We start from the raw sequence: 24,556 nt of genomic DNA, 5'->3' as shown, positions 1-24,556 counted from the left end.
CCCGGCAGCCTTCTTCTAGGCGCCGGTTCGCCGCCCCACGTACTCCAGCAGCGCCTCGGCCTCCGCGCGGCGCTCCTCGCCCGTCTCGTCCGGCTCCCCGGCCCCGTGGATCTCCAGGACCCTCCGGGCCCGCTCCCGGGCGGCGTCCGGACGGCCCAGCCGGAGCAGCCAGCCGCCGAGCTGATGGCGGGCATGGGCCCCGAGCGTCCCGCCCTCGCCCGACTCGTCCGCCCAGTGCGCGGCGTCCAGCGCCTGCTCGACCGCCTCGGTGAACTGCCCGTTACCGGCGAGGACTTCGGCGAGCCGCAGATGCAGCCGGGCCCGCCCGCGCGCCGGGACGAACGCCGCCCCGTGTTCCAGCGCGGCCCGTGCCGCCGCTTCCGCCCGCCCGTACTCCTCCAGTTGGGCGGCGAGCCCGGACGCCTTGGCCAGGTACTCGACCGCGTACCAGGACAGCCCGGCTCCATCGGTCTCGGCGGCGGCCCGCTCGTACCGCTCCAGCGCGCCGTGCGGGTCGCCGCGGAACGCCGCGACATCGCCGAGCAGATCCAGCGCCTCCGCGGTCCGGGTGGCCACCCCCGGCTTCCCGCGCAGCGGTTCGGTGAACGCGAGCAGCTCCCGCGCCCCCTGTTCGAGACCGGCGAGGGCCGATTCGGCGGCCGCCTCGTCCGGGGCGTCCTGCACCAGCCGGGCGAGGATGCGGGCCCGGCACACCAGTGCGGCGCCCGCCTGGCGGGCGGTGGCCGCGCCGTCGGCGTACAGGGCCAGGATCCGGTCCACCACCGGCGCGATCGCGGCCAGCGCCCCGTCCGCCCCGCCGGGCTCCAGTGCGCGGGCGTACGCGGCCCGGCCCGTCGCGGCGGCGGCCTCGCCCGGGTCGCCCGCGGCCTCGTAGAGCGCGGCGGCCCTCCCGAAGGCCGCCATCGCCTCGGCGGGCGGGAGCGAGCCGTACATCGCCCGGTGGTCCTCGACGCACGCGCGGTCGTGGTCCGACAGACCGGCCGCGGCCCCGTCCGGTTCGGCGGCCCGGCGGGCGACGGCTTCCCAGGCCGCCCCGGCGTCCGGGTGCTGGGCGTCGGAGAGACGGTGCGCCTCGGCCAGCAGGGCGGTCAGGTTCGGCGGCGTCCTCGCAGGTGTCCCCGGGGAAGGCGCCGGGGCGGCCTCCGGTTTCCCGGGCGGGGCGGCCGGCTGCCCGGCCCGTACACCGAGTGGCAGCCGGTCCACCAGCGGCCGGCGGTCCAGTCGCTCCCGCACCAGCTTGCCGACTGCGCGGTGCCGTTGCGCCCATCGAACAGGGCGGCCAGCTCCAGCGCCCGCGCGCGGGCGTGCGCGGCCAGAGAGGAGGCGGTCCAGTCGGTCCCGGCCGGACCCGGCACCGACTGCCCGCCGTGGCCGAGCACGGTCAGCCGGTCCATCAGCAGCGCCGTGACGGCCAGGTAGTCCATCAGGCTGCCGGGGTTGCCGCTGTCGGTGAAGTACGCGGGCCGCTCGGCGAGGATCTCCAGGCCGCGGGGCCTCGTTGCCGGTCAGGGCGCAGAACTCGACGTGCTGCGCGGCCGCGTTCCGCATGCTCTCCATCGACCGGACCATCCGGTACCCGCGCAGACGATGGGCACGGGCCTGCTCCGGCCGGCCGGTCCGCAGCAACGGCAGCAGCGAGGCCGCCAGCACGGCGTGCGGCTCGTGGGCGCAGGAGTGCTCACCGGCCAGCACCGGCGCCCAGCTCTCCAGCGCCTCGTCGCCCAGGCCGAGCGGATGTTCAAGTGGGTCTCCAGCTCCGTGGTCGACCAGCCGCACATCCCGCTCGCCGCGATCGAGAAGTGGCAGAGCGAGATGGAGCACCGCTACCGGCTCGCCGGTCACTCCGAGCGTGCCGTGTGCCAGGGCGAGCTGGAGATCGCCCGCCACCTGGGCGATCTGCCGCGTGCCGCCGAGTCGGCCGGCCGCAGCGGGCGCTGCGCCAACGGCTCGCGGAGTTCCTCGCCGTGCACCGCCTGGATCGTCGCGAGCAGGCTGTGCACATCGGTCTCGGTCAGACCGATCCCGCTGTCTTCGATCCGGAGCCGCCCGCCGTCCGCGTGCAGCCGCACCAGGGCGGGCGCGTCCGGCTGCTCGGCGCGGCGGGCCGTGATGGCGTCCACGGCGTTCTGCAGCAGCTCGCGGAGGTGGACCCGCGGGGAGGAGTAGAGGTGGCGGGAGAGAAGGTCGACCAGTCCGCGCAGATCCACCTGGAAAGTGTGCGGGGACCGGCCGGAGGAACCGGTGTGTTCGGGGGACGCGGAATTCGCTGAGGTCTCAGGTGTCCTCGTCGCAGCGCCGGTGGGGGCCTGTGCCTCGTCCGGTGAGGCACTCGCGACAGCGCGGGTCGGGCGATCCCTTGTGAGGTGATCGCGAGCCGGAAGCGTGGGAGCCGACCTTAAGGGCTGTCCCGTAATCCCTGGTGGGCGTGCGACGACAGCCACGGCACCTCGCCGCGTTGTCGGAACGCCCGAATACATCCAGTATTCGGGCGTCCCTCCGCCTTGCGATGTACCGCGTCTGACGCCGCACGCTGATCCACCAGGGATTACGGGACAGCCCTCAGCGGCGCGGCGACGGTTGCGACCAGGGGATTCACAGGTTCCGGGTGGTGCCCGCCGGACATCTGTCAGTGCTGTGGTGTGCAATGGATCGCGTGTCTGCGTTCGATGAACCCCTCAAGAAGCTGCTCGGCGGAGCCACCGCGAAGGTGATGGCCGAACACCTCGACCTGCACACGGTCGGTGATCTGCTCCACCACTACCCGCGGCGGTACGAGGAGCGCGGCCGGCTCACGGCGCTGGCCGACCTGCCGCTGGACGAGCATGTGACGGTGGTCGCCCAGGTCGCCGACGCCCGCGTCCTGATGTTCAACAACGGCCGCGGCAAGCGCCTGGAAGTGACCCTCACCGACGGCCACGGCCGGCTCCAGCTGGTCTTCTTCGGCCACGGCGTCCACAAGCCGCACAAGGAGCTGCTGCCCGGCCGCCGGGCGATGTTCGCGGGCAAGGTCTCCGTCTTCAACCGCAAGATGCAGCTGGCCCACCCCACGTACCAGCTGCTGGACGCCGAATCCGCCGACGGGGCTGAGGCTGCGGAGGCGGTGGACGCCTTCGCCGGGCGGCTGCTGCCGATCTACCCGGCCTGCAAGCAGCTGGACTCGTGGCGGATCGCCAAGGCCGTCGACACGGTGCTGCCCAGCGCGCAGGAGGCCGTCGACCCGCTGCCGCCGGGCCTGCGCGAGGGCCGCGGCTTCACGGCGCTCCCCGAGGCGCTGCTCAAGGTCCACCGCCCGCAGACCAAGGCGGACATCGCCGAGGCCAGGGACCGGCTGAAGTGGGACGAGGCCTTCGTCCTCCAGGTCGCGCTGGCCCGCCGCAGGTACGCCGACACCCAGCTCCCGGCCGTGGCCCGCAGACCCGTGCCCGGCGGGCTGCTCGACGCCTTCGACGCCAAGCTGCCCTTCACCCTCACCGACGGGCAGCAGAAGGTCTCCAAGGAGATCTTCGACGACCTCGCGACCGAGCACCCGATGCACCGGCTCCTCCAGGGCGAAGTCGGATCGGGGAAGACCATGGTCGCGCTGCGGGCCATGCTCGGGGTCGTCGACGCGGGCGGGCAGGCCGCGATGCTCGCGCCCACCGAGGTGCTCGCCCAGCAGCACCACCGCTCGATCACGGAAATGATGGGGGAGCTGGCCGAGGGCGGCATGCTGGGCGGCTCCGAGCAGGGGACGAAGGTGGTGCTGCTCACCGGTTCGATGGGCGTCGCGGCCCGCCGGCAGGCGCTCCTCGACCTCGTCACCGGCGAGGCCGGGATCGTGATCGGCACCCATGCCCTGATCGAGGACAAGGTCCAGTTCCACGACCTGGGCCTGGTCGTCGTCGACGAACAGCACCGCTTCGGTGTGGAGCAGCGCGACGCTCTGCGCACGAAGGGGAAGCAGCCGCCGCACCTGCTGGTCATGACGGCCACCCCCATTCCCCGTACGGTCGCCATGACCGTCTTCGGCGACCTGGAGACCTCCGTACTGGACCAGCTCCCGGCCGGCCGCTCGCCCATCGCCAGCCATGTGGTGCCCGCCAAGGACAAGCCGCACTTCCTCAGCCGCGCCTGGGAAAGGGTGCGGGAAGAAGTGGAGAACGGACACCAGGCGTACGTGGTCTGCCCCCGCATCGGCGACGACGCCGACGACGAGGCGGCCGGGAAGAAGGCGAAGAAGGCCCCCGAGGCCGAGGGCGACAAGCGCCCGCCGCTCGCCGTGCTGGAGATCGCCGAGCAGCTCACCAAGGGCCCCCTGGCAGGTCTGCGCATCGAGGTGCTGCACGGCAGGATGAACCCCGACGACAAGGACGACGTGATGCGCCGCTTCGCCGCGGGCGAGGTCGACGTCCTGGTCGCCACCACCGTCATCGAGGTCGGCGTCAACGTCCCCAACGCCACCGCCATGGTGATCATGGACGCCGACCGCTTCGGCGTCTCCCAGCTGCACCAGCTGCGCGGCCGGGTCGGCCGGGGCTCCGCCCCCGGGCTCTGCCTGCTGGTCAGCGAGGCCCACGAGGCCAGTCCCGCCCGTGCCCGCCTCTCCGCGGTCGCCGCCACCCTGGACGGCTTCGAGCTCTCCCGGATCGACCTGGAGCAGCGCCGCGAGGGCGATGTCCTCGGCCAGGCCCAGTCCGGGGTCCGCTCCTCGCTGCGGATGCTCACCGTCATCGACGACGAGGAGGTCATCGCCGCAGCACGCGAGGAGGCCGTCGCGATCGTTGCCGCCGACCCGGAGCTCGAACACCTGCCGGAGCTGCGGACCGCGCTGGACGCGCTGCTCGACAAGGAGCGCGAGCAGTACCTCGACAAGGGCTGACCGGGACCGGCGGGGGACGCCGGGTGCGCGGGCCCGATCCGCGACGACGCCATATCGTGGGTGGCACGTCGCCGCGGCACCCCGCGGGCCGCCCACGAACCGAGGACCTGACACCCATGACCCGCGTGATCGCCGGCTCGGCCGGCGGACGCCGCCTGGCCGTTCCGCCCGGCACCGGCACCCGCCCCACCTCCGACCGTGCGCGCGAGGGCCTCTTCTCCACCTGGGAAGCGCTCCTCGGCAGCCTGGAGGGCATCCGCATCGCCGATCTGTACGCGGGGTCCGGGGCCGTCGGCCTGGAGGCGCTCTCCCGCGGCGCGGTGCACGCCCTGCTCGTCGAGGCCGACCCCAAGGCCGTCCGCACCGTCCGGGACAACGTCCGCACCCTCGGCCTGCCCGGCGCCGAGGTCCGCACCGGCAAAGCCGAACAGATCGTGACAGGACCGGCTCCGGGGGACCCCTACGACGTGGTGTTCCTGGACCCGCCGTACGCCGTCACCGACGACGATCTTGGCGAGATACTGCTCACACTCCGTGCTCAGGGCTGGCTCACGGCCGATGCCCTCGTCACCGTGGAACGCAGCACCAGAGGCGGAGAATTCGGCTGGCCCAAGGGATTCGAACCGTTGCGGGCCCGTCGCTACGGCGAAGGAACGCTTTGGTACGGTCGCGCCGCCTCTACGTGCGAAGACGCACGATGACCGGACCGGAGAGCGAGGGAATCAAGTTGCGCCGCGCCGTCTGTCCGGGGTCATTCGACCCCATCACCAATGGACACCTCGACATCATTGGCCGCGCCTCGAAGCTGTACGACGTCGTACACGTCGCGGTGATGATCAACCAGTCCAAGAAGGGCCTGTTCACGGTCGACGAGCGGATCGACCTGATCCGCCAGGTCACCACGGAGTTCGGCAACGTCCAGGTGGAGTCCTTCCACGGCCTCCTGGTCGACTTCTGCAAGCAGCGCGACATCCCGGCGATCGTCAAGGGCCTGCGGGCCGTCAGCGACTTCGACTACGAGCTCCAGATGGCCCAGATGAACAACGGCCTCTCCGGCGTCGAGACGCTCTTCGTGCCGACCAATCCCACCTACAGCTTCCTGTCGTCCTCCCTGGTCAAGGAGGTCGCGACCTGGGGCGGAGACGTCTCCCACCTGCTTCCCCCGCTGGTCCACGAGGCCCTCACCGAACGTCTCGCTCAGCAGTGAACCGCTGACGGTCCGTCACCAGGTGTCGGACGGGCGCCGACTGGCCTTACAGTCGTCCCGTCCGTCTCCAATCGGCTGTAGAGAGTGGCGAGCACACGGTGGACGTGCAGAAGAAGCTCGACGAGATCGTCGAAGCGGTCGGGAACGCCCGGTCGATGCCCATGTCGGCTTCGTGCGTGGTCAACCGCGCCGAACTGCTCGCGATGCTCGAAGAGGTGCGCGAGGCCCTGCCCGGTTCGCTCGCCCACGCCCAGGAGCTCATCGGCGGCCAGGAGCAGCTGGCCGAACAGGCCCGCCAGGAGGCCGAGCGGATCATCGGCGCCGCCCGCGCCGAACGCACCTCGCTGATCTCCGACACCGAGATCGCCAGGCAGTCCCGCAGCGAGGCCGACCGCATCCTCGACGAGGCCCGCCGGGAGGCCGCCGAGGTCCGCGCCGAGGCCGACGAGTACGTCGACAGCAAGCTCGCCAACTTCGAGGTCGTCCTCACCAAGACGATCGGCTCCGTCGACCGCGGCCGCGAGAAGCTCCTCGGCCGCGGCCAGCCCTTCGACGAGCAGGGCTACGAGGACCCGGACTTCGCCGAGGCGCCCGAGCGCAGCGCCGACCCGGCCACGCTCCAGCGTCGGGCGGACGAGTACGTGGACACCAAGCTGGGCGCCTTCGAGGCCGTGCTCGCCAAGACCCTGGACGCGGTCGGCCGCGGCCGGCAGAAGCTGCACGGCCGGGTCGCCACCGACGAGCTCGGCGCGCACGTGGCCGCCCAGGACGCGGCGGGCAACCAGACGCACATGAGCGACGAGGACCACTGGGCCGGCCTCGCCGGGCTCGCCACCCCGGAGCCCCAGCCGGTCCACCAGCAGGCCCAGCCGCACTTCCCCGCCCAGGCCCAGCCGGGCTCGGGCTACGCGGAGACCTACGCGTACCAGGGGCAGCCGCAGCAGGACGTCTACGGCTACCAGCAGCAGCCGGATCCGTACGCCGCGGCCTATCAGCAGCAGGGCTACGACCAGTCCCAGCAGCAGCCCCAGGCCCAGGTCCCCGTCCAGGGGTACGACGGCTGGCAGCAGCAGCCCGCCCAGGCCCAGCAGGTCCAGCAGCAGGGCGAGAGCGCCCTCGACGAGACCAGCCTGTTCGACACCAGCATGATCGACCTGGACCAGCTCCGCCGGTACGAACAGGAGCGCTGACCGGACGGGGCCGCCCGGCCCGGCAGCCCGAGGCCCGGACGGTCCCGGCGGCCCGGATTGGGAGCTGGGCGGCGCGTCCAGTATCCTGGCTCTTCGGTCGCGCGTATGTCCGCGATCCCGGCTGCCCGTTTCGACTCCGAATCCGGTCGGCCCTCCCCACGATGTGCGTTGCACATGATTTCGAAAGCAGGAAAAGCCCTGAACGGCCACCTCGACCACCGAAACCCCCTCGTGTTCGATACGCACGAGCTGGGCCGGCGTCCCGGTGCCCTCCAGCGGCTCTCCCGCACCGTGGACGCACCCGGTCCGCCGGCTGTCCTCGGCATCGAAGGGGTCATCGGTGTGCCGGAAGGCGCGCCCGTGGAGCTGGACCTCCGCCTTGAGTCGGTCATGGAAGGGGTGCTTGTCACAGGCACCGCCCGTGCGTCGGCCGAGGGGGAGTGCGTAAGGTGTCTGGAGCCGCTGCGCCAAGAGGTCGCTGCGGACTTCCAGGAGATGTTCTCGTACCCTGACGCCGATGACCGGGGCCGCAGCAGCAAGGCGGAGCCGGCCGACGACGCCGAGGACGACGAGGACAGGCTCTTCATCGAGGACGGTCTGTTCGACCTCGAACCAGTGCTGCGCGATGCGGTGGTGCTCGCACTGCCGATGCAGCCGGTGTGCCGGGAGTCCTGTGCCGGTCTGTGTTCCGAATGCGGAATCAGGCTGGACGAGAACCCCGACCACCACCATGATGCCGTCGACATCCGTTGGGCGGCATTGCAGGGACTCGCCGACACCGTTCAGGACGGCGAGAAGGACAACATGGGCGGCGCCGAAGCGGGCGTCGACGAGAAGCAGGAGAAGTAGCCGTGGCTGTTCCGAAGCGGAAGATGTCGCGCAGCAACACGCGCCACCGCCGGTCGCAGTGGAAGGCTGCGGTCCCCACCCTGGTTTCGTGTGAGCGTTGCCAGGAGCCGAAGCTGCAGCACATCGCGTGCCCCAGCTGCGGCACGTACAACAAGCGCCAGGTCCTCGAGGTCTGAGCGGCTGGTGAGAGGCCCGATGTCTGAGTTGTCCAATGCCAAGAAGAAGGCAGACAACGTCAACACAGCCTCGTCCCACACGCTTCTGGAAGGGCGGCTCGGGTATCAACTCGAGACCGCCCTTCTGGTGCGTGCGCTGACCCACCGTTCGTACGCGTACGAGAACGGCGGTCTGCCCACCAACGAGCGGCTCGAATTCCTCGGGGACTCGGTGCTCGGCCTGGTGGTCACGGACACGCTGTACCGAACCCACCCCGACCTGCCCGAAGGCCAGCTGGCCAAGTTGCGGGCCGCGGTGGTCAACTCGCGTGCGCTTGCGGAAGTGGGCCGCGGCCTGGAACTCGGCTCCTTCATCCGGCTCGGCCGCGGTGAAGAGGGCACGGGTGGCAGGGACAAGGCGTCCATCCTCGCCGACACCCTCGAAGCGGTGATCGGCGCGGTCTATCTCGACCAGGGCCTCAGCGCGGCCTCGGAGCTGGTCCACCGGCTCTTCGACCCGCTGATCGACAGGTCCTCGAACCTCGGTGCCGGCCTGGACTGGAAGACCAGCCTCCAGGAGCTCACCGCCGGCGAGAGCCTCGGAGTCCCCGAGTACATCGTCACGGAGACCGGCCCGGACCACGAGAAGACCTTTACTGCTGCTGCTCGCGTCGGTGGTGTCTCGTACGGCACCGGCACCGGCCGTAGCAAGAAGGAAGCGGAGCAGCAGGCGGCGGAGTCCGCCTGGCGCGAGATCAGCGCCGCCGCGGAGGAACGGGCGGCTGCGGCGAAGGCCGCTGCCGAGGGAGGGGCCACCGACACCCCGCCCGGCCCGTCGCCGTCCACGGACGCCGCTCCGGCCTGACCCCGAGAACCCCTCGGTGCCCTGTGCACCGGGGGGTTCTTCCTGCCCGGAACCGTATTGTTCAATATTGTTCAATCAGAGCATTCTGCATTCTGCATTCCTTCAGGAGCGACACCGTGCCCGAGCTGCCCGAGGTCGAAGTCGTACGGCGTGGTCTCGAACGCTGGGTCGCCGGCCGCACCGTCGATGACGTCGAGGTGCTGCACCCGCGTGCGGTCCGCCGCCATCTCGCCGGCGGCGTGGACTTCGCGGCCCGGCTCGGCGGCGCCCGCTTCGGAACGGCGATGCGCCGCGGCAAGTACCTCTGGGTGCCGCTGGACGACGCGTCCAGCTCGCTGCTGGGTCACCTCGGGATGAGCGGCCAGCTGCTGGTGCAGCCGCAGGACGCCCCGGACGAGAAGCATCTGCGCATCCGGATCCGCTTCGACGACTCCCTCGGCACCGAGCTCCGCTTCGTCGACCAGCGGACCTTCGGCGGGCTCTCGCTCCACGAGAACACGCCCGACGGGCTGCCCGACACCATCGCGCACATCGCCCGCGACCCGCTGGACCCGGCGTTCGACGACGACGCCTTCCACGCGGCGCTGCGCCTGCGCCGTACGACCGTCAAGCGGGCCCTGCTCGACCAGTCGCTGATCAGCGGCGTCGGCAACATCTACGCGGACGAGGCGCTCTGGCGCAGCAGACTGCACTACGACCGGCCGACCGCGAGCCTCACCCGCCCCAAGGCCGCCGAACTGCTCGGCCATGTCCGCGACGTGATGACCGCGGCGCTCGACCAGGGCGGCACCAGCTTCGACAGCCTCTACGTCAACGTGAACGGCGAATCCGGCTACTTCGACCGCTCGCTCGACGCCTACGGACGCGAGGACGAGCCCTGCCACCGCTGCGGCACGCCGATGCGCCGCCGCCCCTGGATGAACCGCTCCAGCTACTTCTGCCCGCGCTGTCAGCGGCCGCCGCGCGCCTCGTCGTAGCCGTCACGGGCCCGGAGCACCTCGGGCATCCGGCCCTCGACGAGCTCGATCAGCGCGAGCAGCCGTTCGGCCACCTGCCGGCCCAGGGGCGTCAGCTCGTAGTCGACGCGCGGGGGATTGGTCGGCTGGGCCTCGCGGTGGACCAGGCCGTCCCGTTCCAGGGCGTGGAGGGTCTGGGAGAGCATCTTCTCGCTGACCCCGTCGACCCGGCGGCGGAGTTCGTTGAAGCGGAAGCCGCCTTCGTACAGCGCTCCCAGCGTCAGGCTGCCCCAGCGCCCGGTGACATGCTCCAGGGTGGAGCGTGAGGGGCACTGCCGGGAGAACACGTCGAAGGCGAGCGTGTCCGGACGGGTGTTCTCGTCCTTGCTGTCGCCCATACTCTCGTCCATGCCGAGCAGCGTACGCCCGCACAGCGCTCACCACCGGAGTGCGCTTTCTGCGGGTGAGCGCCGGGCTGGCCGCAGTCAGAAGCCGAAGTCCTGGGTCCACCAGGGGCCACCGGAGCCGTAGTGCACACCGACGCCGAGCGTCCGGTAGTCGCAGTTGAGAATGTTCGCCCGGTGGCCGGGGCTGTCCATCCAGGAGTCCATCACGGCCTGCGCGGTCGCCTGGCCACGGGCTATGTTCTCGGCCGCGAGGCCCTGCACACCGGCCTTCGAGGCGCGGTCCCACGGGGTCCGGCCGTCCGGGTCGGTGTGGTCGAAGAAGCCGCGGGCGGCCATGTCCTCGCTGAAGTCCTGGGCGAGCGAGGCGAGCGAGGAGTTGGCGGTCAGCGGGCTGCAGCCGACCTTCGCGCGCTCCTGGTTGACCAGGGCGAGCACGGCGGACGGGACCGAGGAGTCGGCCGGGGCCGAGGCGCTGCGGGTCGCGGGGGCGGAGGTCTTCGGCGCGGCCGACGACTTCTCGGCGGCGGGAGCGGTGCTCTTCCCGGTCCCGGCCGAAGGGGTCTTCGACGGGGCGGACCGGGAAGGCTCCGTCCGCTCGGCCGGCCCGGAGGTCTTCGAGGCGGACGACGGGGATCCGGTGGGGGACTGAGCGCTGGTCGGGCCCTCGGCCCGTCCGGTGCCGCGGCTGGCCGGTCCGGACGCGGTGGACCGGTCGGCCGGTGCGGTGGAGGAGCCGTCCTGGGTCAGCAGATCCGGGGTGCCCGCGGTGCGTACCCGGTCGGAGCTGCCGCCCAGCGAGTAGGTGTCGCCGCCGGGTACCAGGCCGGAGGCCACCGCCACGGCTCCCACGGCGAGGGCCGCGGACACGCCGACCAGTCCGGTCCGGACCGGGGCCGCGGACCGCTTCCTGCGGTGCCCGCCCCGGCTTCGTCCCGCGCCTTCCGCCGCGTGGTCCTCGGCAGTGGAGGCTGTCGCGGAGCGTCGATGGCGTCCCATCTGCTGAGCCCTTCGTCAATACGAATCACCCGTTCGAGTGAGTCCATTGCGTCGGGACTGTACGCCATGGCCCGACGGCAGAAAGTGCTCCGCGAGCAATCGGCCGGTTAGCGTTCGGGCATGAACGAAGATGTACGACTCACCGCATGGGTACGCGGCCGAGTGCAGCAGGTGGGATTCCGCTGGTTCACCAGGGCGAACGCCCTCGAGATCGGTGGGCTCACCGGCTTCGCCCTCAATCTCGACGACGGCAGGGTGCAGGTCGTCGCCGAGGGGCGGCGTGAGAATTGCCACCGTCTGCTGGAGTGGCTGCGCTCGGACGACACACCCGGACGCGTCGACGGAGTCACTGAGATATGGGACACCCCGCGCGGCGGTTACGAGGGCTTCGCGATCCGCTGAACCGGGTCCGTTCCGGGGGTGCGGAACAGGCCATGTTCGGACCGTGTTCGAAACGCGGCGAGGGGTTACCGGACGGGGTGACCTGCGGAATGTCCGGGTGGTTGCCAAGATTCGGTTGGCGTGCCAGGCTGCGGCAGTAAGGATGATCTCCACGCCCCGCAGGGCCCCGCAGGAGAGTCGCGCCGCATGATCGCCCAGCCGCGCGCCCCCGGGCCGCCCGCCTCTACAGGGTGTGATCGTGTTGACCGTCAAACTTTTTGGTGAGACGCTGAAATCCCCGCGCACCTTAGCTGTTTGGCAGAGCTGTTTGGCAGCAGAACAGCAGTGACTACAGAGCACTGCCGAGCACCGCGGGTGCGATTCCCTCACGACCCACACCGCATCGGTCGGTCACTCAGTGTGGAGGACCATCCATCATGGCAAAGGCGCTTCTCGGTTACGTCGGCGGTTCCGACCCGCGACTCCTCGCCGAGATGCGACGGCTCCAGCAGCGCGTCCAGGACCTCGAATCCGAGCTCGTACGGATTCAGGACGAGAACGACGCGCTGAACGCCGCCGCCCAGCACCAAGAGTCGCTGCTCGACAGCATCGACATCGACGTACCTCAGGCGGAGCCGGCGCTGACCTGACCGATGGCCCCCAGGGGCCGGTCGGGCCGCGTGCGCGTCAGCCGTTTGAGATCATCACCCGGATTGCCGCCGGATCATTGAAGATCACTGCTCTTGATCTGTCACCGCCGTGACATGTCCTTGATCCGTCATGCGCAGCTGCACCAGCAACACCGCACAAGTTTTACAAGGGACGCTCAGGCGTCCCTTCTTTCTTTTTCCGCTCGGATCCTTTTCCGCTCGGAAACTGCGCGGTAGCCGCCCCCGCGTACACCCCTTCCCTTACCGTCTGATGTGCCCTGCACCTTCATCAGCGAAACCGAGAGCGAAAGGTAGAGTCCGGCGGCGTGCACCTCAAGGCCCTGACCCTGCGTGGTTTCAAATCGTTCGCCTCCGCCACGACGCTGCGGTTCGAACCCGGCATCACATGCGTCGTCGGCCCCAATGGGTCCGGCAAGTCCAATGTGGTGGACGCGCTCTCCTGGGTCATGGGCGAACAGGGCGCCAAATCCCTGCGCGGCGGCAAGATGGAAGACGTGATCTTCGCCGGCACCACCGGGCGGCCGCCGCTCGGCAGGGCCGAAGTGTCGCTGACCATCGACAATTCCGATGGTGCGCTGCCCATCGAGTACGCCGAAGTGACGATCACTCGGATCATGTTCCGCAATGGCGGCAGCGAGTACCAGATCAATGGCGACACCTGCCGGCTGCTGGACATCCAGGAACTCCTCTCGGACTCCGGCATCGGCCGCGAGATGCACGTCATCGTCGGTCAGGGCCAGCTGGACTCCGTGCTCCACGCCGATCCGATGGGCCGTCGCGCGTTCATCGAGGAAGCCGCCGGTGTGCTCAAGCACCGCAAGCGGAAAGAGAAGGCGCTGCGGAAACTGGACGCGATGGGGGCCAATCTCGCCCGCGTCCAGGACCTCACCGACGAACTGCGGCGGCAGCTGAAACCGCTCGGCCGGCAGGCCGCCGTGGCGCGCCGGGCCGCCGTCATCCAGGCCGACCTGCGCGACGCCAAGCTGCGGCTGCTCGCCGACGACCTGGTGCGGCTGCGCACGGCGCTGAGCAGCGAGATCGCCGACGAGGCGGCGCTCAAGCAGCGCCGGGAGGCCGCAGAGGCGGAACTCAAGGCGGCCCTGGCGCGCGAGGCGGAGCTGGAGGACGAGGTACGGCGGCTGGCGCCGCGGCTCCAGCGCGCCCAGCAGACCTGGTACGAGCTGTCCCAGCTGGCCGAGCGGGTGCGCGGCACGATCTCGCTGGCCGATGCCCGGGTGAAGAGCGCCTCGGCCGCTCCGGAGGAGGAGCGGCGCGGTCGCGATCCCGAGGAGATGGAGCGGGAGGCGGCCCGGATCCGCGAGCAGGAGGCGGAGCTGACCGCCGCGCTGGAGGCCGCGGAACACGCGCTGGAGGACACCTCGGCCCACCGTGCCGAGCTGGAACGGGAGTTGGTGGCCGAGGAGCGCAGGCTCAAGGACGCCGCCCGCGCCATCGCGGACCGCCGCGAGGGGCTCGCCCGGCTGAACGGGCAGGTCAACGCCGCCCGCAGCCGTGCCGGTTCGGCCCAGGCCGAGATCGACCGGCTGGCCACCTCCCGGGACGAGGCGCAGGAGCGGGCGGTCGCCGCCCAGGAGGAGTACGAACAGCTCAGGGCCGAGGTCGAGGGCCTGGACGCCGGTGATCAGGAGCTCGGCGAGCAGCACGACGCCGCCAAGCGGGAGCTCGCCGAGGCGGAGGCGGCGCACTCCGCGGCCCGGGAGGCGGCCACCGCCGCGGAACGGAAGCGGGCGGCGGTGGCGGCCCGCCACGAGGCGCTGGCCCTCGGTCTGCGCCGCAAGGACGGCACGGGCGCGCTGCTGGGTGCGCGGGACCGGCTGTCGGGTCTGGTCGGTCCGGCCGCGGAACTCCTGACGGTGGCGCCGGGGCACGAGGTGGCGGTGGCGGCGGCACTGGGCGCGGCGGCGGACGCGGTCGCGGTGACGGACCCGGCCACGGCGGCGGAGGCGATCCGGCTGCTGCGCAAGCAGGACGCGGGGCGGGCCGCGCTGCTGCTGGGCGCGGTGCGGCGCGCCGAGGCCCCTGGTGAGGGGGGTGCCGGCGATGCCGGTGGTGGTGCCGGTGACGGAGGGCCGCGTGCCGTGGCCGATCTCGTCCGCGGGCCCGTCGAACTGATGGACGCGGTACGCAGTCTGGTGCGGGGCATGGTGGTGGTCGGCACCCTGGAGGACGCCGAGGACCTCGTCGCCGTACACCCGGAGCTCACGGCCGTGACGGCCGAGGGGGACATCCTCTCGGCGCACTTCGCGCACGGCGGTTCCGCCGGGGCGCCGAGCCTCCTCGAAGTGCAGGCATCGGTCGACGAGGCCGCGGCCCAGCTGGAGGAACTGGCCGTGGAGTGCGCCGGGTTGACCGAGGAGCAGCGGGTCGCGGGGGAGCGACGCCGGGCCGGTGCCGCGCTGGTCGAGGAGCTCGGGGAGCGGCGCAGGGCCGCCGAGCGGGAGAAGTCCGGGGTGTCCCAGCAGCTGGGGCGGCTGGCCGGGCAGGCCCGTGGCGCGGCGGGCGAGGCCGAGCGGATGACCGCGTCGGCGGCCCGCGCCCAGGAGGCCCTGGAGCGGGCGACCGAGGAGGCCGAGGAGCTGGCCGAGCGGTTGCTCGTCGCCGAGGAGATGCCGGTCGAGGACGAGCCGGACACCTCCGTACGGGACCGGCTCGCCGCCGACGGTGCCAACGCCCGCCAGACCGAGATGGAGGCCCGGCTCCAGGCGCGTACCCATGAGGAGCGGGTCAAGGCACTGGCCGGCCGCGCCGACTCCCTCGACCGGGGTGCCCGCGCCGAACGGGAGGCCCGCGCCCGCGCCGAGCGGCGCCGGGCCCGGCTGCGGCACGAGGCGGCGGTGGCCTCCGCCGTCGCGTCCGGTGCCCGTCAGCTGCTCGCGCACGTCGAGGTGTCCGTCGTACGGGCCGAACGCGAGCGGGCGGTGGCCGAGGCCGCCAAGGCGGAGCGGGAGAGGGAGCTGGCGGCCGAGCGCGGCCGGGGCCGCGAGCTCAAGGGCGAGCTGGACAAGCTCACCGACTCCGTCCACCGCGGCGAGGTGCTCGGCGCCGAGAAGCGGCTGCGGATAGAGCAGCTGGAGGCGAAGGCGCTGGAGGAGCTGGGCGTCGAGCCGGCCGGGCTGGCCGCGGAGTACGGCCCCGACCAGCTCGTACCGCCGTCACCCGCCGCGGAGGGCGAGGAGCTGCCGCAGGACCCGGACCATCCGCGCAACCGGCCGAAGCCGTTCGTCAGGGCCGAGCAGGAGAAGCGGCTGAAGTCGGCCGAACGGGCGTACCAGCAACTCGGGAAGGTGAATCCGCTCGCCCTGGAGGAGTTCTCGGCGCTGGAGGACCGGCACAAGTTCCTCTCCGAGCAGCTCGAGGACCTGAAGAAGACCCGGGCCGATCTGATACAGGTCATCAAGGAGGTCGACGAGCGGGTCGAGCAGGTGTTCACGGAGGCGTACCGGGACACGGCCCGCGAGTTCGAGGGCGTCTTCTCGCGGCTCTTCCCGGGTGGCGAGGGCCGGCTGATCCTGACCGACCCGGACAACATGCTCGCGACCGGTGTGGACGTCGAGGCGCGGCCGCCCGGCAAGAAGGTCAAGCGGCTCTCGCTGCTGTCCGGCGGCGAACGCTCGCTCACGGCGGTGGCGTTGCTGGTCTCCATCTTCAAGGCACGGCCGAGCCCGTTCTATGTGATGGATGAGGTCGAGGCGGCGCTCGACGACACCAACCTCCAGCGGCTGATCCGGATCATGGAGGAGCTCCAGGAGAGCTCGCAGCTCATCGTGATCACGCACCAGAAGCGGACGATGGAGGTCGCCGACGCGCTGTACGGCGTCTCGATGCAGGGCGACGGGGTCTCGAAGGTCATCAGCCAGCGGCTGCGCTGAGCCCTGCTCACCGAGTGCTCCCGGGCCGGATCCACTCAAGTGGTGGCGGCCGGGAAGTTGTGTGCCACTTGGAAGGGCTCACCCCCACACCTGACGACGTGGCCAGGCATCAGGAGTTCATGTGACCAGCACTTCGCAGGGACCGGCGTCCGGAGCCCGAGCGGCCCACCCGGACCACCTCGGCCATGTCATCTTCATCACCGCGGCCGCCGCGATGGGCGGCTTCCTGTTCGGCTACGACAGCTCCGTCATCAACGGCGCCGTCGAGGCGATCCGCAGCCGCTACGACATCGGCTCGGGAACGCTCGCCCAGGTCATCGCCATCGCCCTGATCGGCTGCGCGATCGGCGCGGCCACCGCGGGGCGCATCGCCGACCGCATCGGCCGCATCCGCTGCATGCAGATCGCCTCCGTGCTCTTCACCATCAGCGCCGTCGGCTCCGCGCTCCCGTTCGCCCTCTGGGACCTGGCGATGTGGCGCATCATCGGCGGTTTCGCCATCGGTATGGCCTCGGTGATCGGCCCGGCGTACATCGCGGAGGTCTCGCCGCCCGCCTACCGGGGCCGGCTCGGCTCCTTCCAGCAGGCGGCGATCGTCGTCGGCATCGCCATCTCCCAGCTGGTCAACTACGGCATCCTGCAGCTGGCCGACGGTGACCAGCGCGGAAAGATCGGCGGCCTCGAAGCCTGGCAGTGGATGCTCGGCGTGATGGTCGTCCCGGCGGTCCTGTACGGGCTGCTGTCCTTCGCGATCCCCGAGTCGCCGCGGTTCCTGATCTCGGTCGGCAAGAAGGACCGGGCCCGGAAGATCCTGGAGGAGGTCGAGGGGAGGAACGTCGATCTGGACGCCAGGGTGACCGAGATCGAGACCGCGATGCACCGCGAGCACAAGTCCAGGTTCACGGACCTGCTCGGCAGCCGTTTCGGCTTCCTGCCGATCGTCTGGGTCGGCATCGGACTGTCGGTCTTCCAGCAACTCGTCGGCATCAACGTGGCGTTCTACTACTCGGCGACGCTCTGGCAGTCCGTCGGCATCGACCCGACCGCCTCGTTCTTCTGGTCGTTCACCACCTCCATCATCAACATCATCGGTACCGTCATCGCGATGGTCCTGGTGGACCGGGTGGGCCGCAAACCGCTCGCGCTGGCGGGCTCCACCGGCATGGCCATCGCTCTCGCCTTCGAGGCCTGGGCCTTCTCCGCCGACCTGGTCGACGGCAAACTGCCCACCACCCAGGGCGTCGTGGCGCTCGTCGCGGCCCATGTGTTCGTGCTCTTCTTCGCCCTGTCGTGGGGTGTCGTCGTCTGGGTCTTCCTCGGCGAGATGTTCCCCAACAGGCTCCGCGCCGCCGCGCTCGGTGTCGCCGCGTCCGCGCAGTGGATCGCCAACTGGGCGATCACCGCGAGCTTCCCGAGCCTGTCCGACTGGAACCTGTCGGGCACGTACATCATCTACGCCTGCTTCGCCACGCTCTCGATCCCCTTCGTGCTCAAGTTCGTGAAGGAGACCAAGGGCAAGGCGCTGGAGGAGATGGGCTGACCCCCGCCGGTCAGGAGCTGGTCAGGAGCTCTGCGGCGCGATCGCCTCGCAGAACAGCCGCAGGCTGCGCCACCCCTCCTCGACCGGCATCCCGCCGCACAGCGGATGCAGCACCAGACTGTCCAGCTCCGTGGCCGCCGCGGCGCACTCGTCGGGCGTGAGGACCCGGTAGACCCCCTCGGCCCGCAGCTCCGGCACCGTCGTCGCCGCCGAACGCACGGCGGAGCGGATGTCCTTGGACTGCCAGGAGGCGTACGTGCGTGCCTCGTGCAGGAAGTGCTCGCCGTACTCGGACCAGGTCCGGTCCGGGTCCTCGGACACGTGCAGCAGCGGTGTCTCGGCGGCGGGCATCATGCAGAAGCCGTCCGTCCCGAACTCGGCGCGCAGTTGCTGGTAGTACGCCTCCAGCTCCGGCAGATGCGCGCTCGGGAAGAACGGCAGCCCGAGCCGGGCCGCCCGCCGCGCCGCCGCCCGCGAACTGCCGCCCACCAGCAGCAGCGGGTGCGGCCGGGTGTACGGGCGCGGCGTGACCCTGACCGTCCGGCCCCGGTACGGGAACGGCTCACCGGTCCACGCCTGGAGCAGCGTCTCCAGCAGTTCGTCCTGGAGCCTGCCGCGCCTGCCCCATTCGACCCCCGCCTGTTCGTACTCCTCGGGCCGGTAGCCGATCCCCGCCACGGTGACCAGCCGGCCGGCGCTCAGCAGGTCCAGGACCGCGATGTCCTCGGCCAGCCGCAGCGGGTCGTGCAGCGGGCCGATGATCGCCGAGACGGTGACCGCGATCCGGCGGGTGGCGCCGAAGACCGAGCCCGCGAAGACGAAGGGGGAGGGCAGCCAGGAGTTGGCGACGCCGTGGTGCTCCTCGGTCTGCACGGTGTCGACGGCGTGCTCGTCGGCGTACGCGGCCATCTCCAGCGCGGCGCGGTAGCGGGACGAGAGCGACTCGGGGGTGGCATCGGGATCGACGAGGTTGAACCGGACCACTGTGAAGGCCATGAGACTTGTCCCCATCGTCGGGCGGGCTCGGCGAGGCGGGACATTAGCTGACGCAGCGTCAGAAGTGTAGAGGTGTGTTGCCGCCGGGACCGTCGCCGTCGCCCCGGGCCCGTCCGGCGGAACGCGGCAGGAGCGTGTACAGGCCGGCGGAAATGGTGATCGTGGCCGCCCAGCCCAGCCCCTGGCGCCCGATCCAGGTGGTGGCGAGCGGCCCGGTGAACCACCGCACGCCGGTGAAGAGCAGCCCCGTCACCAGCCCCGCGGCCCACGCGGCCACGGCCGGTACGGCGAAGCCCCCGGTGTACCAGTAGGCGCCGGCCGGCGTGGTGTCCAGGAGGGCCGCCGGATCGTACGTACGGCCCCGCAGCAGATCCACGGCGAAGACCCCGATCCACGCGGAGAACGTCACGGCGAGCAGCGTCAGGAAGGAGATGAAGGAATCCAGGAAACCGGCGGCCGTGACCATCAGGGTCGCGCCCAGGAGTAGACTGATGGCCGCGTTCATGCCGACCGCCCACGTGCGGGGGATCATGAATCCCAGGGTCTGTGCGGTGAATCCGGCCGAGTACAGCGACATCGCGTTGATCAGCGCCATGCCGACCACGGCGAACAGCAGATACGGCACCGCGAGCCAGCCGGGCAGCAGCGGTCCGATGAACGCGACCGGGTCGCGCGTGACGGCCAGCCCCGGTTCGGCGACCCCCATCACGGCCCCCATCAGCACCATCGGTACGTACACGATCCCGGCGCCGCCCACGGTCGCCCCGATCATCGCCCGGCCGGACGCCGAGCGCGGCAGATAGCGGGTGAAGTCCGGGCCCGACGGGGCCCAGCTGAGACCGCCGGCCGCCAGGGTGCCGACTCCGGCGACCATCATCGTCACCGGCCCGGCGGGCCTGCCCAGCGCACCCCGCCAGTCGGTCGAGCCGATCAGGTGGATCAGTACGAGCACGCTGACACCGCCGAAGAGGTACGTCGACCAGGTGCAGCACACCCGCAGCGCACCCAGGCCCAGCCCCGACACCAGGCAGCTGCACCCCACGAAGGCGAGCAGGGTCACCAGGGTCAGCCGGTGACTGCTCGTGACGCCGAAGAGCAGTTCCAGCACGGCGAGCACCGCGTAGGTGCCGGTGACCGCGTTGACCGTCTCCCAGCCCCAGCGGGCGACCCAGGTCAGCGCTCCGGGCAGCAGATTGCCGCGCTGCCCGAAGACGGCCCGGGAGAGCGCCATGCCGGGGGCCCCGCCCCGTCTGCCCGCGATCGAGACCAGGCCGACCAGCCCGAAGCCGATGACCGAGGCCGTGAGGGCGACCGTGAGCACCTGCCAGAGATTCAGCCCGTTGAAGACGACGAGCCCGGCGCCGACGGTGAGCAGCAGCACGGTCAGGTTCGCGCCGACCCAGGTGGGGAAGAGGGTCCGGACCCGGCCGGTGCGTTCGTTGTCGGGGACGGGCTCCAGGCCGCGGGTCTCCACGGGCAAGATCGTACCTTTACCGCCAAAAGGTGCATAACGGCCGATGGGATGTTCGGGCGATCCTTCGGGGCGGCCCCCGCGGGCGGACGTGACTGATACTGGGTGGGTTATGGAATTCGTCATCCTTGCTGTAGTCATCGCCCTGGTCGCGGTCGGCGTGATCAGCGGGCTCGTGGTCAGCAGCCGCAAGAAGAAGCAGCTGCCCCCGGCGCCGTCGAGCACGCCGACCATCACTCCTCCCGCCGAGCCCCATGTCGGCGAGGAAGCCGAGACGCCGCGCGAGGAACCGCGCCGCACCATCGAGGAGGTCGGCCCGCCCGAGGCCGAGGCTCCCGCCGAGGAGGCCCCCGAGGCCGTCGAGCCGGAGGCGCCCGCCGCCCCCGCCATCGAGGTGCCCGAGCCCACCGCCGGCCGTCTGGTACGGCTGCGCGCCCGGCTCGCCCGCTCGCAGAACTCCCTCGGCAAGGGGCTGCTCACGCTCCTGTCCCGCGACAACCTCGACGAGGACACCTGGGAGGAGATCGAGGACACCCTCCTCACCGCCGACGTCGGCGTCGCGCCCACCCAGGAACTGGTGGAGCGCCTCCGCGAGCACGTCCGCGTGCTCGGCACCCGTACCCCCGAGGGGCTGCGCGCGCTGCTGCGCGAGGAGCTCCTCAACCTGCTCGGCACCGACTTCGACCGTGCGGTCAAGACGGAGAGCGGCCTCGACACCCCCGGCGTCGTGATGGTCGTCGGCGTCAACGGAACCGGCAAGACCACCACCACCGGCAAGCTGGCCCGGGTGCTCGTCGCCGACGGCCGCAGCGTCGTGCTCGGCGCGGCCGACACCTTCCGGGCGGCCGCCGCCGACCAGCTCCAGACCTGGGGCGAGCGCGTCGGCGCCCGCACCGTGCGCGGCCCCGAGGGCGGCGACCCCGCCTCGATCGCCTTCGACGCGGTGAAGGAAGGTATCGCCGAGGGTGCCGATGTGGTCCTCATCGACACCGCCGGACGGCTGCACACCAAGACCGGGCTGATGGACGAGCTCGGCAAGGTCAAGCGGGTCGTCGAGAAGCACGGACCGCTCGACGAGGTCCTGCTCGTCCTCGACGCCACGACCGGGCAGAACGGCCTGGTGCAGGCCCGGGTGTTCGCCGAGGTCGTGGACATCACCGGCATCGTGCTCACCAAGCTGGACGGCACCGCCAAGGGCGGCATTGTCATCGCCGTCCAGCGCGAACTGGGCGTACCGGTGAAGCTCGTCGGTCTCGGCGAGGGACCGGACGACCTGGCCCCGTTCGAACCGGAGGCGTTCGTGGACGCCCTGATCGGCGACTGAGACCCCGCACCGCACCCGAAGAGCCCGACCGCATGGCGCAAGCAGCGGTCGGGCTCTTCGGCGTTACGGGGGACGGTTGGGGCGTTGCTGCAGGACGGGTTACGGGACCGGCTGCCGCGCGCTCAGCCGCAGAGCGGCGCGCGATGGCAGCTGTACGCCAGCGTGCCCAGCAACAGCCGGGCCTGCGGCGGCGCGGCCGCCGTGTCCAGCTCCGGCGGGCGCAGCCAGCGGACCGGGCCCAGGCCGCCCTCGTCGGACGGCGGGGCGGTGATGTGGCAGCCGGGCCCCAGTGCCCGCAGGTCCAGCCCCGCGTCGTCCCAGCCCATCCGGTACAGCAGCTGCGGGAGCTCGGCGGCGGCGCCCGGGGCCACGAAGAACTGCGCCCGCCCGGCCGGGGTCACCGCGACCGGGCCGAGCGGCAGCCCCATCCGCTCCATCCGCACCAGGGCCCGGCGGCCCGCCGCCTCGGCGACATCGAGCACGTCGAAGGAGCGGCCCACCGGCAGCAGCATCGAGGCGCCCGGCGTCCGGGCCCAGGCGTCGGCCGCCGCGTCGAGCATGGCGCCCGCGGGGACCTCGGGGGCGAAGTCCAGCGGATGGGCGCCGGGGGAGGGGCAGCCCGCCTGCCCGCAGGAGCAGCGGCCGGCCGCTGCTCGCGCACCCGGCACGACGGCCCAGCCCCACAGCCCCGTGCACTCGGCCACCGCCGTGTACTCGGCCGCACGGCCGCGGCGCCGTGAGCCGGTGCGCATCTCGCGGATGCCGCCGATCGTGAAGCCCATGCCCCCTCCAACGGGTCCGGCTCGCCGGTGGTTACGACGCGGACCGGAGTCGTTACGCTCCGTCGTCGCCGACGATTCGGGGTGCGCCGGTGATATTCGGGGTCGTGCGAGATTCTTCGCGCTCCCCGTTGCCCATCACTGCGCCCCCTGCTGATCGCCGTGTGTCAAGTGAATCGCGCTCGACGGGGGTGGCGTTCATTCGAAGGGGTGGCGAATGGTGGCGTTTCTGCAAGGGCCCTCGCCCGGGGGGTGATCGTAGGATTACCGTCGGTACACGAACCATGGAAGTATGTGCGCCCGTGGGTATGCCGGAGGCAACCCGATTTCATGTTCGATAGTGCGCGACCTCCGCATGGGCGGCATCGGCTCAGGGCATTCTGGTAATGGTTCGCGCGACAGGTATTCGGCGGATGGGGGCGTTCCAGTGAGTGGCAGCGGCGCAGGCGATTCGAATGCCGGCAAGCGCCCCAATGAGCAATTGAGCTCATGGTTCGTGCGAAGCGGCTGGTCGAAGGGCGAGCTCGCGCGCCAGGTCAACCGCCGGGCGCGCCAGATGGGCGCCCACCACATCAGCACCGACACGTCCCGGGTGCGCCGCTGGCTCGACGGCGAGCAGCCGCGCGAGCCGATCCCGCGCATCCTCTCGGAGCTCTTCTCGGAGCGCTTCGGCGCCGTCGTCGCCATCGAGGACCTCGGACTGCGCTCCGCGCACCAGTCGCCGTCCGTGTCCGGCGTCGACCTGCCCTGGGCGGGACCGCAGACCGTCGCCCTGCTCAACGAGTTCTCCCGCAGCGACCTGATGCTCGCCCGCCGGGGATTCCTCGGCTCCTCGCTCGCCCTGGCCGCCGGACCCGCGCTCATCGAGCCGATGCAGCGCTGGCTGGTCCCCGTCTCCGCCGCCGGCCCCGCCGAACCGGACCCGGCGGCGGCCCGCCGCCCCTCCAGGCTCTCCGGCCCCGAGCTCGATCTGCTGGAGTCGACCACCGCGATGTTCCGCCAGTGGGACGCGCAGTGCGGCGGCGGACTGCGCCGCAAGGCCGTCGTCGGACAGCTCCACGAGGTCACCGACCTGCTCCAGGAACCGCAGCCCGAGGCCACCGCCAAACGGCTCTTCCGGTGCGCCGCCGAGCTGGCCGAGCTGGCGGGCTGGATGAGTTACGACGTCGGCCTCCAGCCCACCGCCCAGAAGTACTTCGTACTCGCGCTGCACGCCTCCAAGGAGGCCGGTGACAAGCCTCTGGGCTCGTACATCCTGTCCAGCATGAGCCGCCAGATGATCCACCTCGGACGGCCCGACGACGCCCTCGAACTGATCCACCTCGCGCAGTACGGCAGCCGGGACTGCGCCACCCCGCGCACCCAGGCCATGCTGTATGCGATGGAGGCCCGCGCGTACGCCAACATGGGCCAGCCCAGCAAGTGCAAGCGGGCCGTCCGGATGGCCGAGGACACCTTCCTCGACGTGGGCATCGACGGCGAGCCCGAGCCCGACTGGATCCGCTTCTTCTCGGAGGCCGAGCTCAACGGCGAGAACTCCCACTCCTACCGCGACCTCGCCTATGTGGCGGGCCGCAGCCCCACGTACGCCTCGCTCGCCGAGCCCCTGATGGAGAAGGCCGTCCAGCTCTTCGGTGACGACGACGAGCACCAGCGGTCCTACGCGCTCAACCTGATCGGTCTCGCCACCGTCCACCTCCTCAAGCGCGAGCCCGAACAGTCGACGGTGCTGGCCGAGAAGGCCCTGCGCGTCGCCAGGAAGATCCGCTCCGAGCGGGTCAACACCCGGCTCCGCAAGACCGTGGACACCGCTGCCAGGGACTTCGGGGACATCCCCGAGGTCGCCAGGCTCACCGACCTCCTCACCGAGCAGCTGCCGGAGACCGCAGAAGCGGTCTGAGCAGCACCCCGGCCCCGGCCACGGCGACCACCCCGCACAGACCGACTTCGGCTCCCCCGATTGCCAGGTCAGCGGGTGGTCGGCGTGGCCGGTTCGCGTT

The 24,556-nt window shown here is 71.4% G+C and carries 20 protein-coding genes and 1 pseudogene; 14 read left to right on the top strand and 7 right to left on the bottom strand.

Annotated features, from left to right (window positions below; genetic code table 11):
- Positions 1 to 15 precede the first annotated feature (15 nt).
- Both ACFYY7_RS35720 and ACFYY7_RS35715 read right to left on the bottom strand, forming a co-directional pair.
- Positions 16 to 1,254, bottom strand: coding sequence for a tetratricopeptide repeat protein (locus ACFYY7_RS35720; protein WP_388667940.1), 1,239 nt, complete (start codon positions 1,252 to 1,254; stop codon positions 16 to 18).
- A 743-nt stretch (positions 1,255 to 1,997) separates the two neighbouring features.
- A pseudogene (locus ACFYY7_RS35715) lies at positions 1,998 to 2,228 on the bottom strand (HSP90 family protein); the annotation flags it as partial.
- Between the two features lie 437 nt (positions 2,229 to 2,665).
- Here ACFYY7_RS35715 and recG point away from each other — a divergent pair.
- From recG to mutM, 8 genes are all read left to right on the top strand, one after another.
- A complete protein-coding gene (gene recG / locus ACFYY7_RS35710; RefSeq protein WP_388667939.1) occupies positions 2,666 to 4,879 on the top strand; it encodes an ATP-dependent DNA helicase RecG in 2,214 nt (737 codons plus the stop codon).
- A 116-nt stretch (positions 4,880 to 4,995) separates the two neighbouring features.
- Positions 4,996 to 5,580, top strand: coding sequence for a 16S rRNA (guanine(966)-N(2))-methyltransferase RsmD (gene rsmD, locus ACFYY7_RS35705; RefSeq protein ID WP_266729451.1), 585 nt, complete (start codon positions 4,996 to 4,998; stop codon positions 5,578 to 5,580).
- A gap of 26 nt (positions 5,581 to 5,606) precedes the next feature.
- Complete coding sequence (coaD, locus tag ACFYY7_RS35700) at positions 5,607 to 6,086, top strand: pantetheine-phosphate adenylyltransferase (RefSeq protein WP_351255069.1); 480 nt, start codon at positions 5,607 to 5,609, stop codon at positions 6,084 to 6,086.
- 98 nt (positions 6,087 to 6,184) lie between these two features.
- The gene (locus ACFYY7_RS35695; protein ID WP_388667938.1) at positions 6,185 to 7,276 is read left to right on the top strand and encodes a cell division initiation protein; all 1,092 of its coding nucleotides are present in this window, start codon (positions 6,185 to 6,187) and stop codon (positions 7,274 to 7,276) included.
- A gap of 174 nt (positions 7,277 to 7,450) precedes the next feature.
- Complete coding sequence (locus ACFYY7_RS35690; protein ID WP_266729449.1) at positions 7,451 to 8,125, top strand: DUF177 domain-containing protein; 675 nt, start codon at positions 7,451 to 7,453, stop codon at positions 8,123 to 8,125.
- A 2-nt stretch (positions 8,126 to 8,127) separates the two neighbouring features.
- Positions 8,128 to 8,301 (top strand): 50S ribosomal protein L32, encoded by a 174-nt coding sequence (rpmF, locus tag ACFYY7_RS35685; protein WP_003965982.1) that lies wholly within the window; start codon positions 8,128 to 8,130, stop codon positions 8,299 to 8,301.
- A gap of 19 nt (positions 8,302 to 8,320) precedes the next feature.
- Entirely contained in the window at positions 8,321 to 9,145 is an 825-nt protein-coding gene (gene rnc, locus ACFYY7_RS35680; protein ID WP_351254800.1) for a ribonuclease III, read from the top strand.
- 116 nt (positions 9,146 to 9,261) lie between these two features.
- Positions 9,262 to 10,122 (top strand): bifunctional DNA-formamidopyrimidine glycosylase/DNA-(apurinic or apyrimidinic site) lyase, encoded by an 861-nt coding sequence (mutM, locus tag ACFYY7_RS35675; RefSeq protein ID WP_388667937.1) that lies wholly within the window; start codon positions 9,262 to 9,264, stop codon positions 10,120 to 10,122.
- On the opposite strand, the gene ACFYY7_RS35670 is transcribed toward mutM, so the two are convergent.
- Positions 10,095 to 10,499, bottom strand: coding sequence for a winged helix-turn-helix transcriptional regulator (locus ACFYY7_RS35670; protein WP_376416626.1), 405 nt, complete (start codon positions 10,497 to 10,499; stop codon positions 10,095 to 10,097). The two genes, mutM and ACFYY7_RS35670, sit on opposite strands and share 28 nt — an antisense overlap.
- 87 nt (positions 10,500 to 10,586) lie before the next feature.
- Entirely contained in the window at positions 10,587 to 11,504 is a 918-nt protein-coding gene (locus ACFYY7_RS35665) for a CAP domain-containing protein (protein ID WP_388667936.1), read from the bottom strand.
- 120 nt (positions 11,505 to 11,624) lie between these two features.
- Between ACFYY7_RS35665 and ACFYY7_RS35660 the strand changes: the two genes are divergently transcribed.
- From ACFYY7_RS35660 to ACFYY7_RS35645, 4 genes are all read left to right on the top strand, one after another.
- Positions 11,625 to 11,906, top strand: coding sequence for an acylphosphatase (locus ACFYY7_RS35660; RefSeq protein WP_030928628.1), 282 nt, complete (start codon positions 11,625 to 11,627; stop codon positions 11,904 to 11,906).
- A gap of 416 nt (positions 11,907 to 12,322) precedes the next feature.
- Positions 12,323 to 12,535, top strand: a complete 213-nt coding sequence (locus ACFYY7_RS35655) for a hypothetical protein (protein ID WP_018551753.1) — start codon at positions 12,323 to 12,325, stop codon at positions 12,533 to 12,535.
- A 326-nt stretch (positions 12,536 to 12,861) separates the two neighbouring features.
- Positions 12,862 to 16,446, top strand: coding sequence for a chromosome segregation protein SMC (gene smc / locus ACFYY7_RS35650; RefSeq protein WP_388667935.1), 3,585 nt, complete (start codon positions 12,862 to 12,864; stop codon positions 16,444 to 16,446).
- 121 nt (positions 16,447 to 16,567) lie between these two features.
- Entirely contained in the window at positions 16,568 to 17,986 is a 1,419-nt protein-coding gene (locus tag ACFYY7_RS35645) for a sugar porter family MFS transporter (RefSeq protein ID WP_388667934.1), read from the top strand.
- Between the two features lie 21 nt (positions 17,987 to 18,007).
- On the opposite strand, the gene ACFYY7_RS35640 is transcribed toward ACFYY7_RS35645, so the two are convergent.
- Together ACFYY7_RS35640 and ACFYY7_RS35635 are read right to left on the bottom strand one after the other, a co-directional pair.
- Entirely contained in the window at positions 18,008 to 18,982 is a 975-nt protein-coding gene (locus ACFYY7_RS35640; RefSeq protein WP_388667933.1) for an LLM class flavin-dependent oxidoreductase, read from the bottom strand.
- Positions 18,983 to 19,040: 58 nt separating this feature from the next.
- Positions 19,041 to 20,456, bottom strand: a complete 1,416-nt coding sequence (locus tag ACFYY7_RS35635; RefSeq protein ID WP_388667932.1) for a purine-cytosine permease family protein — start codon at positions 20,454 to 20,456, stop codon at positions 19,041 to 19,043.
- 109 nt (positions 20,457 to 20,565) lie between these two features.
- Between ACFYY7_RS35635 and ftsY the strand changes: the two genes are divergently transcribed.
- Complete coding sequence (gene ftsY / locus ACFYY7_RS35630; protein WP_388667931.1) at positions 20,566 to 21,777, top strand: signal recognition particle-docking protein FtsY; 1,212 nt, start codon at positions 20,566 to 20,568, stop codon at positions 21,775 to 21,777.
- Positions 21,778 to 21,899: 122 nt separating this feature from the next.
- Here ftsY and ACFYY7_RS35625 read toward each other — a convergent pair whose 3' ends face one another.
- Positions 21,900 to 22,559, bottom strand: coding sequence for a bifunctional DNA primase/polymerase (locus ACFYY7_RS35625; protein WP_388667930.1), 660 nt, complete (start codon positions 22,557 to 22,559; stop codon positions 21,900 to 21,902).
- 424 nt (positions 22,560 to 22,983) lie between these two features.
- On the opposite strand from ACFYY7_RS35625, the gene ACFYY7_RS35620 reads away from it, so the two are divergent.
- Positions 22,984 to 24,456 carry a hypothetical protein gene (locus tag ACFYY7_RS35620; RefSeq protein ID WP_388667929.1) on the top strand — a complete coding sequence of 491 codons (1,473 nt, stop codon included), beginning with the start codon at positions 22,984 to 22,986 and terminating at the stop codon, positions 24,454 to 24,456.
- Positions 24,457 to 24,556: the final 100 nt, after the last annotated feature.

It is taken from the genome of Streptomyces sp. NPDC001933, from assembly GCF_042890955.1.
Lineage (GTDB): Bacteria > Actinomycetota > Actinomycetes > Streptomycetales > Streptomycetaceae > Streptomyces.
This window is presented reverse-complemented; position numbering and strand designations above follow the sequence as displayed.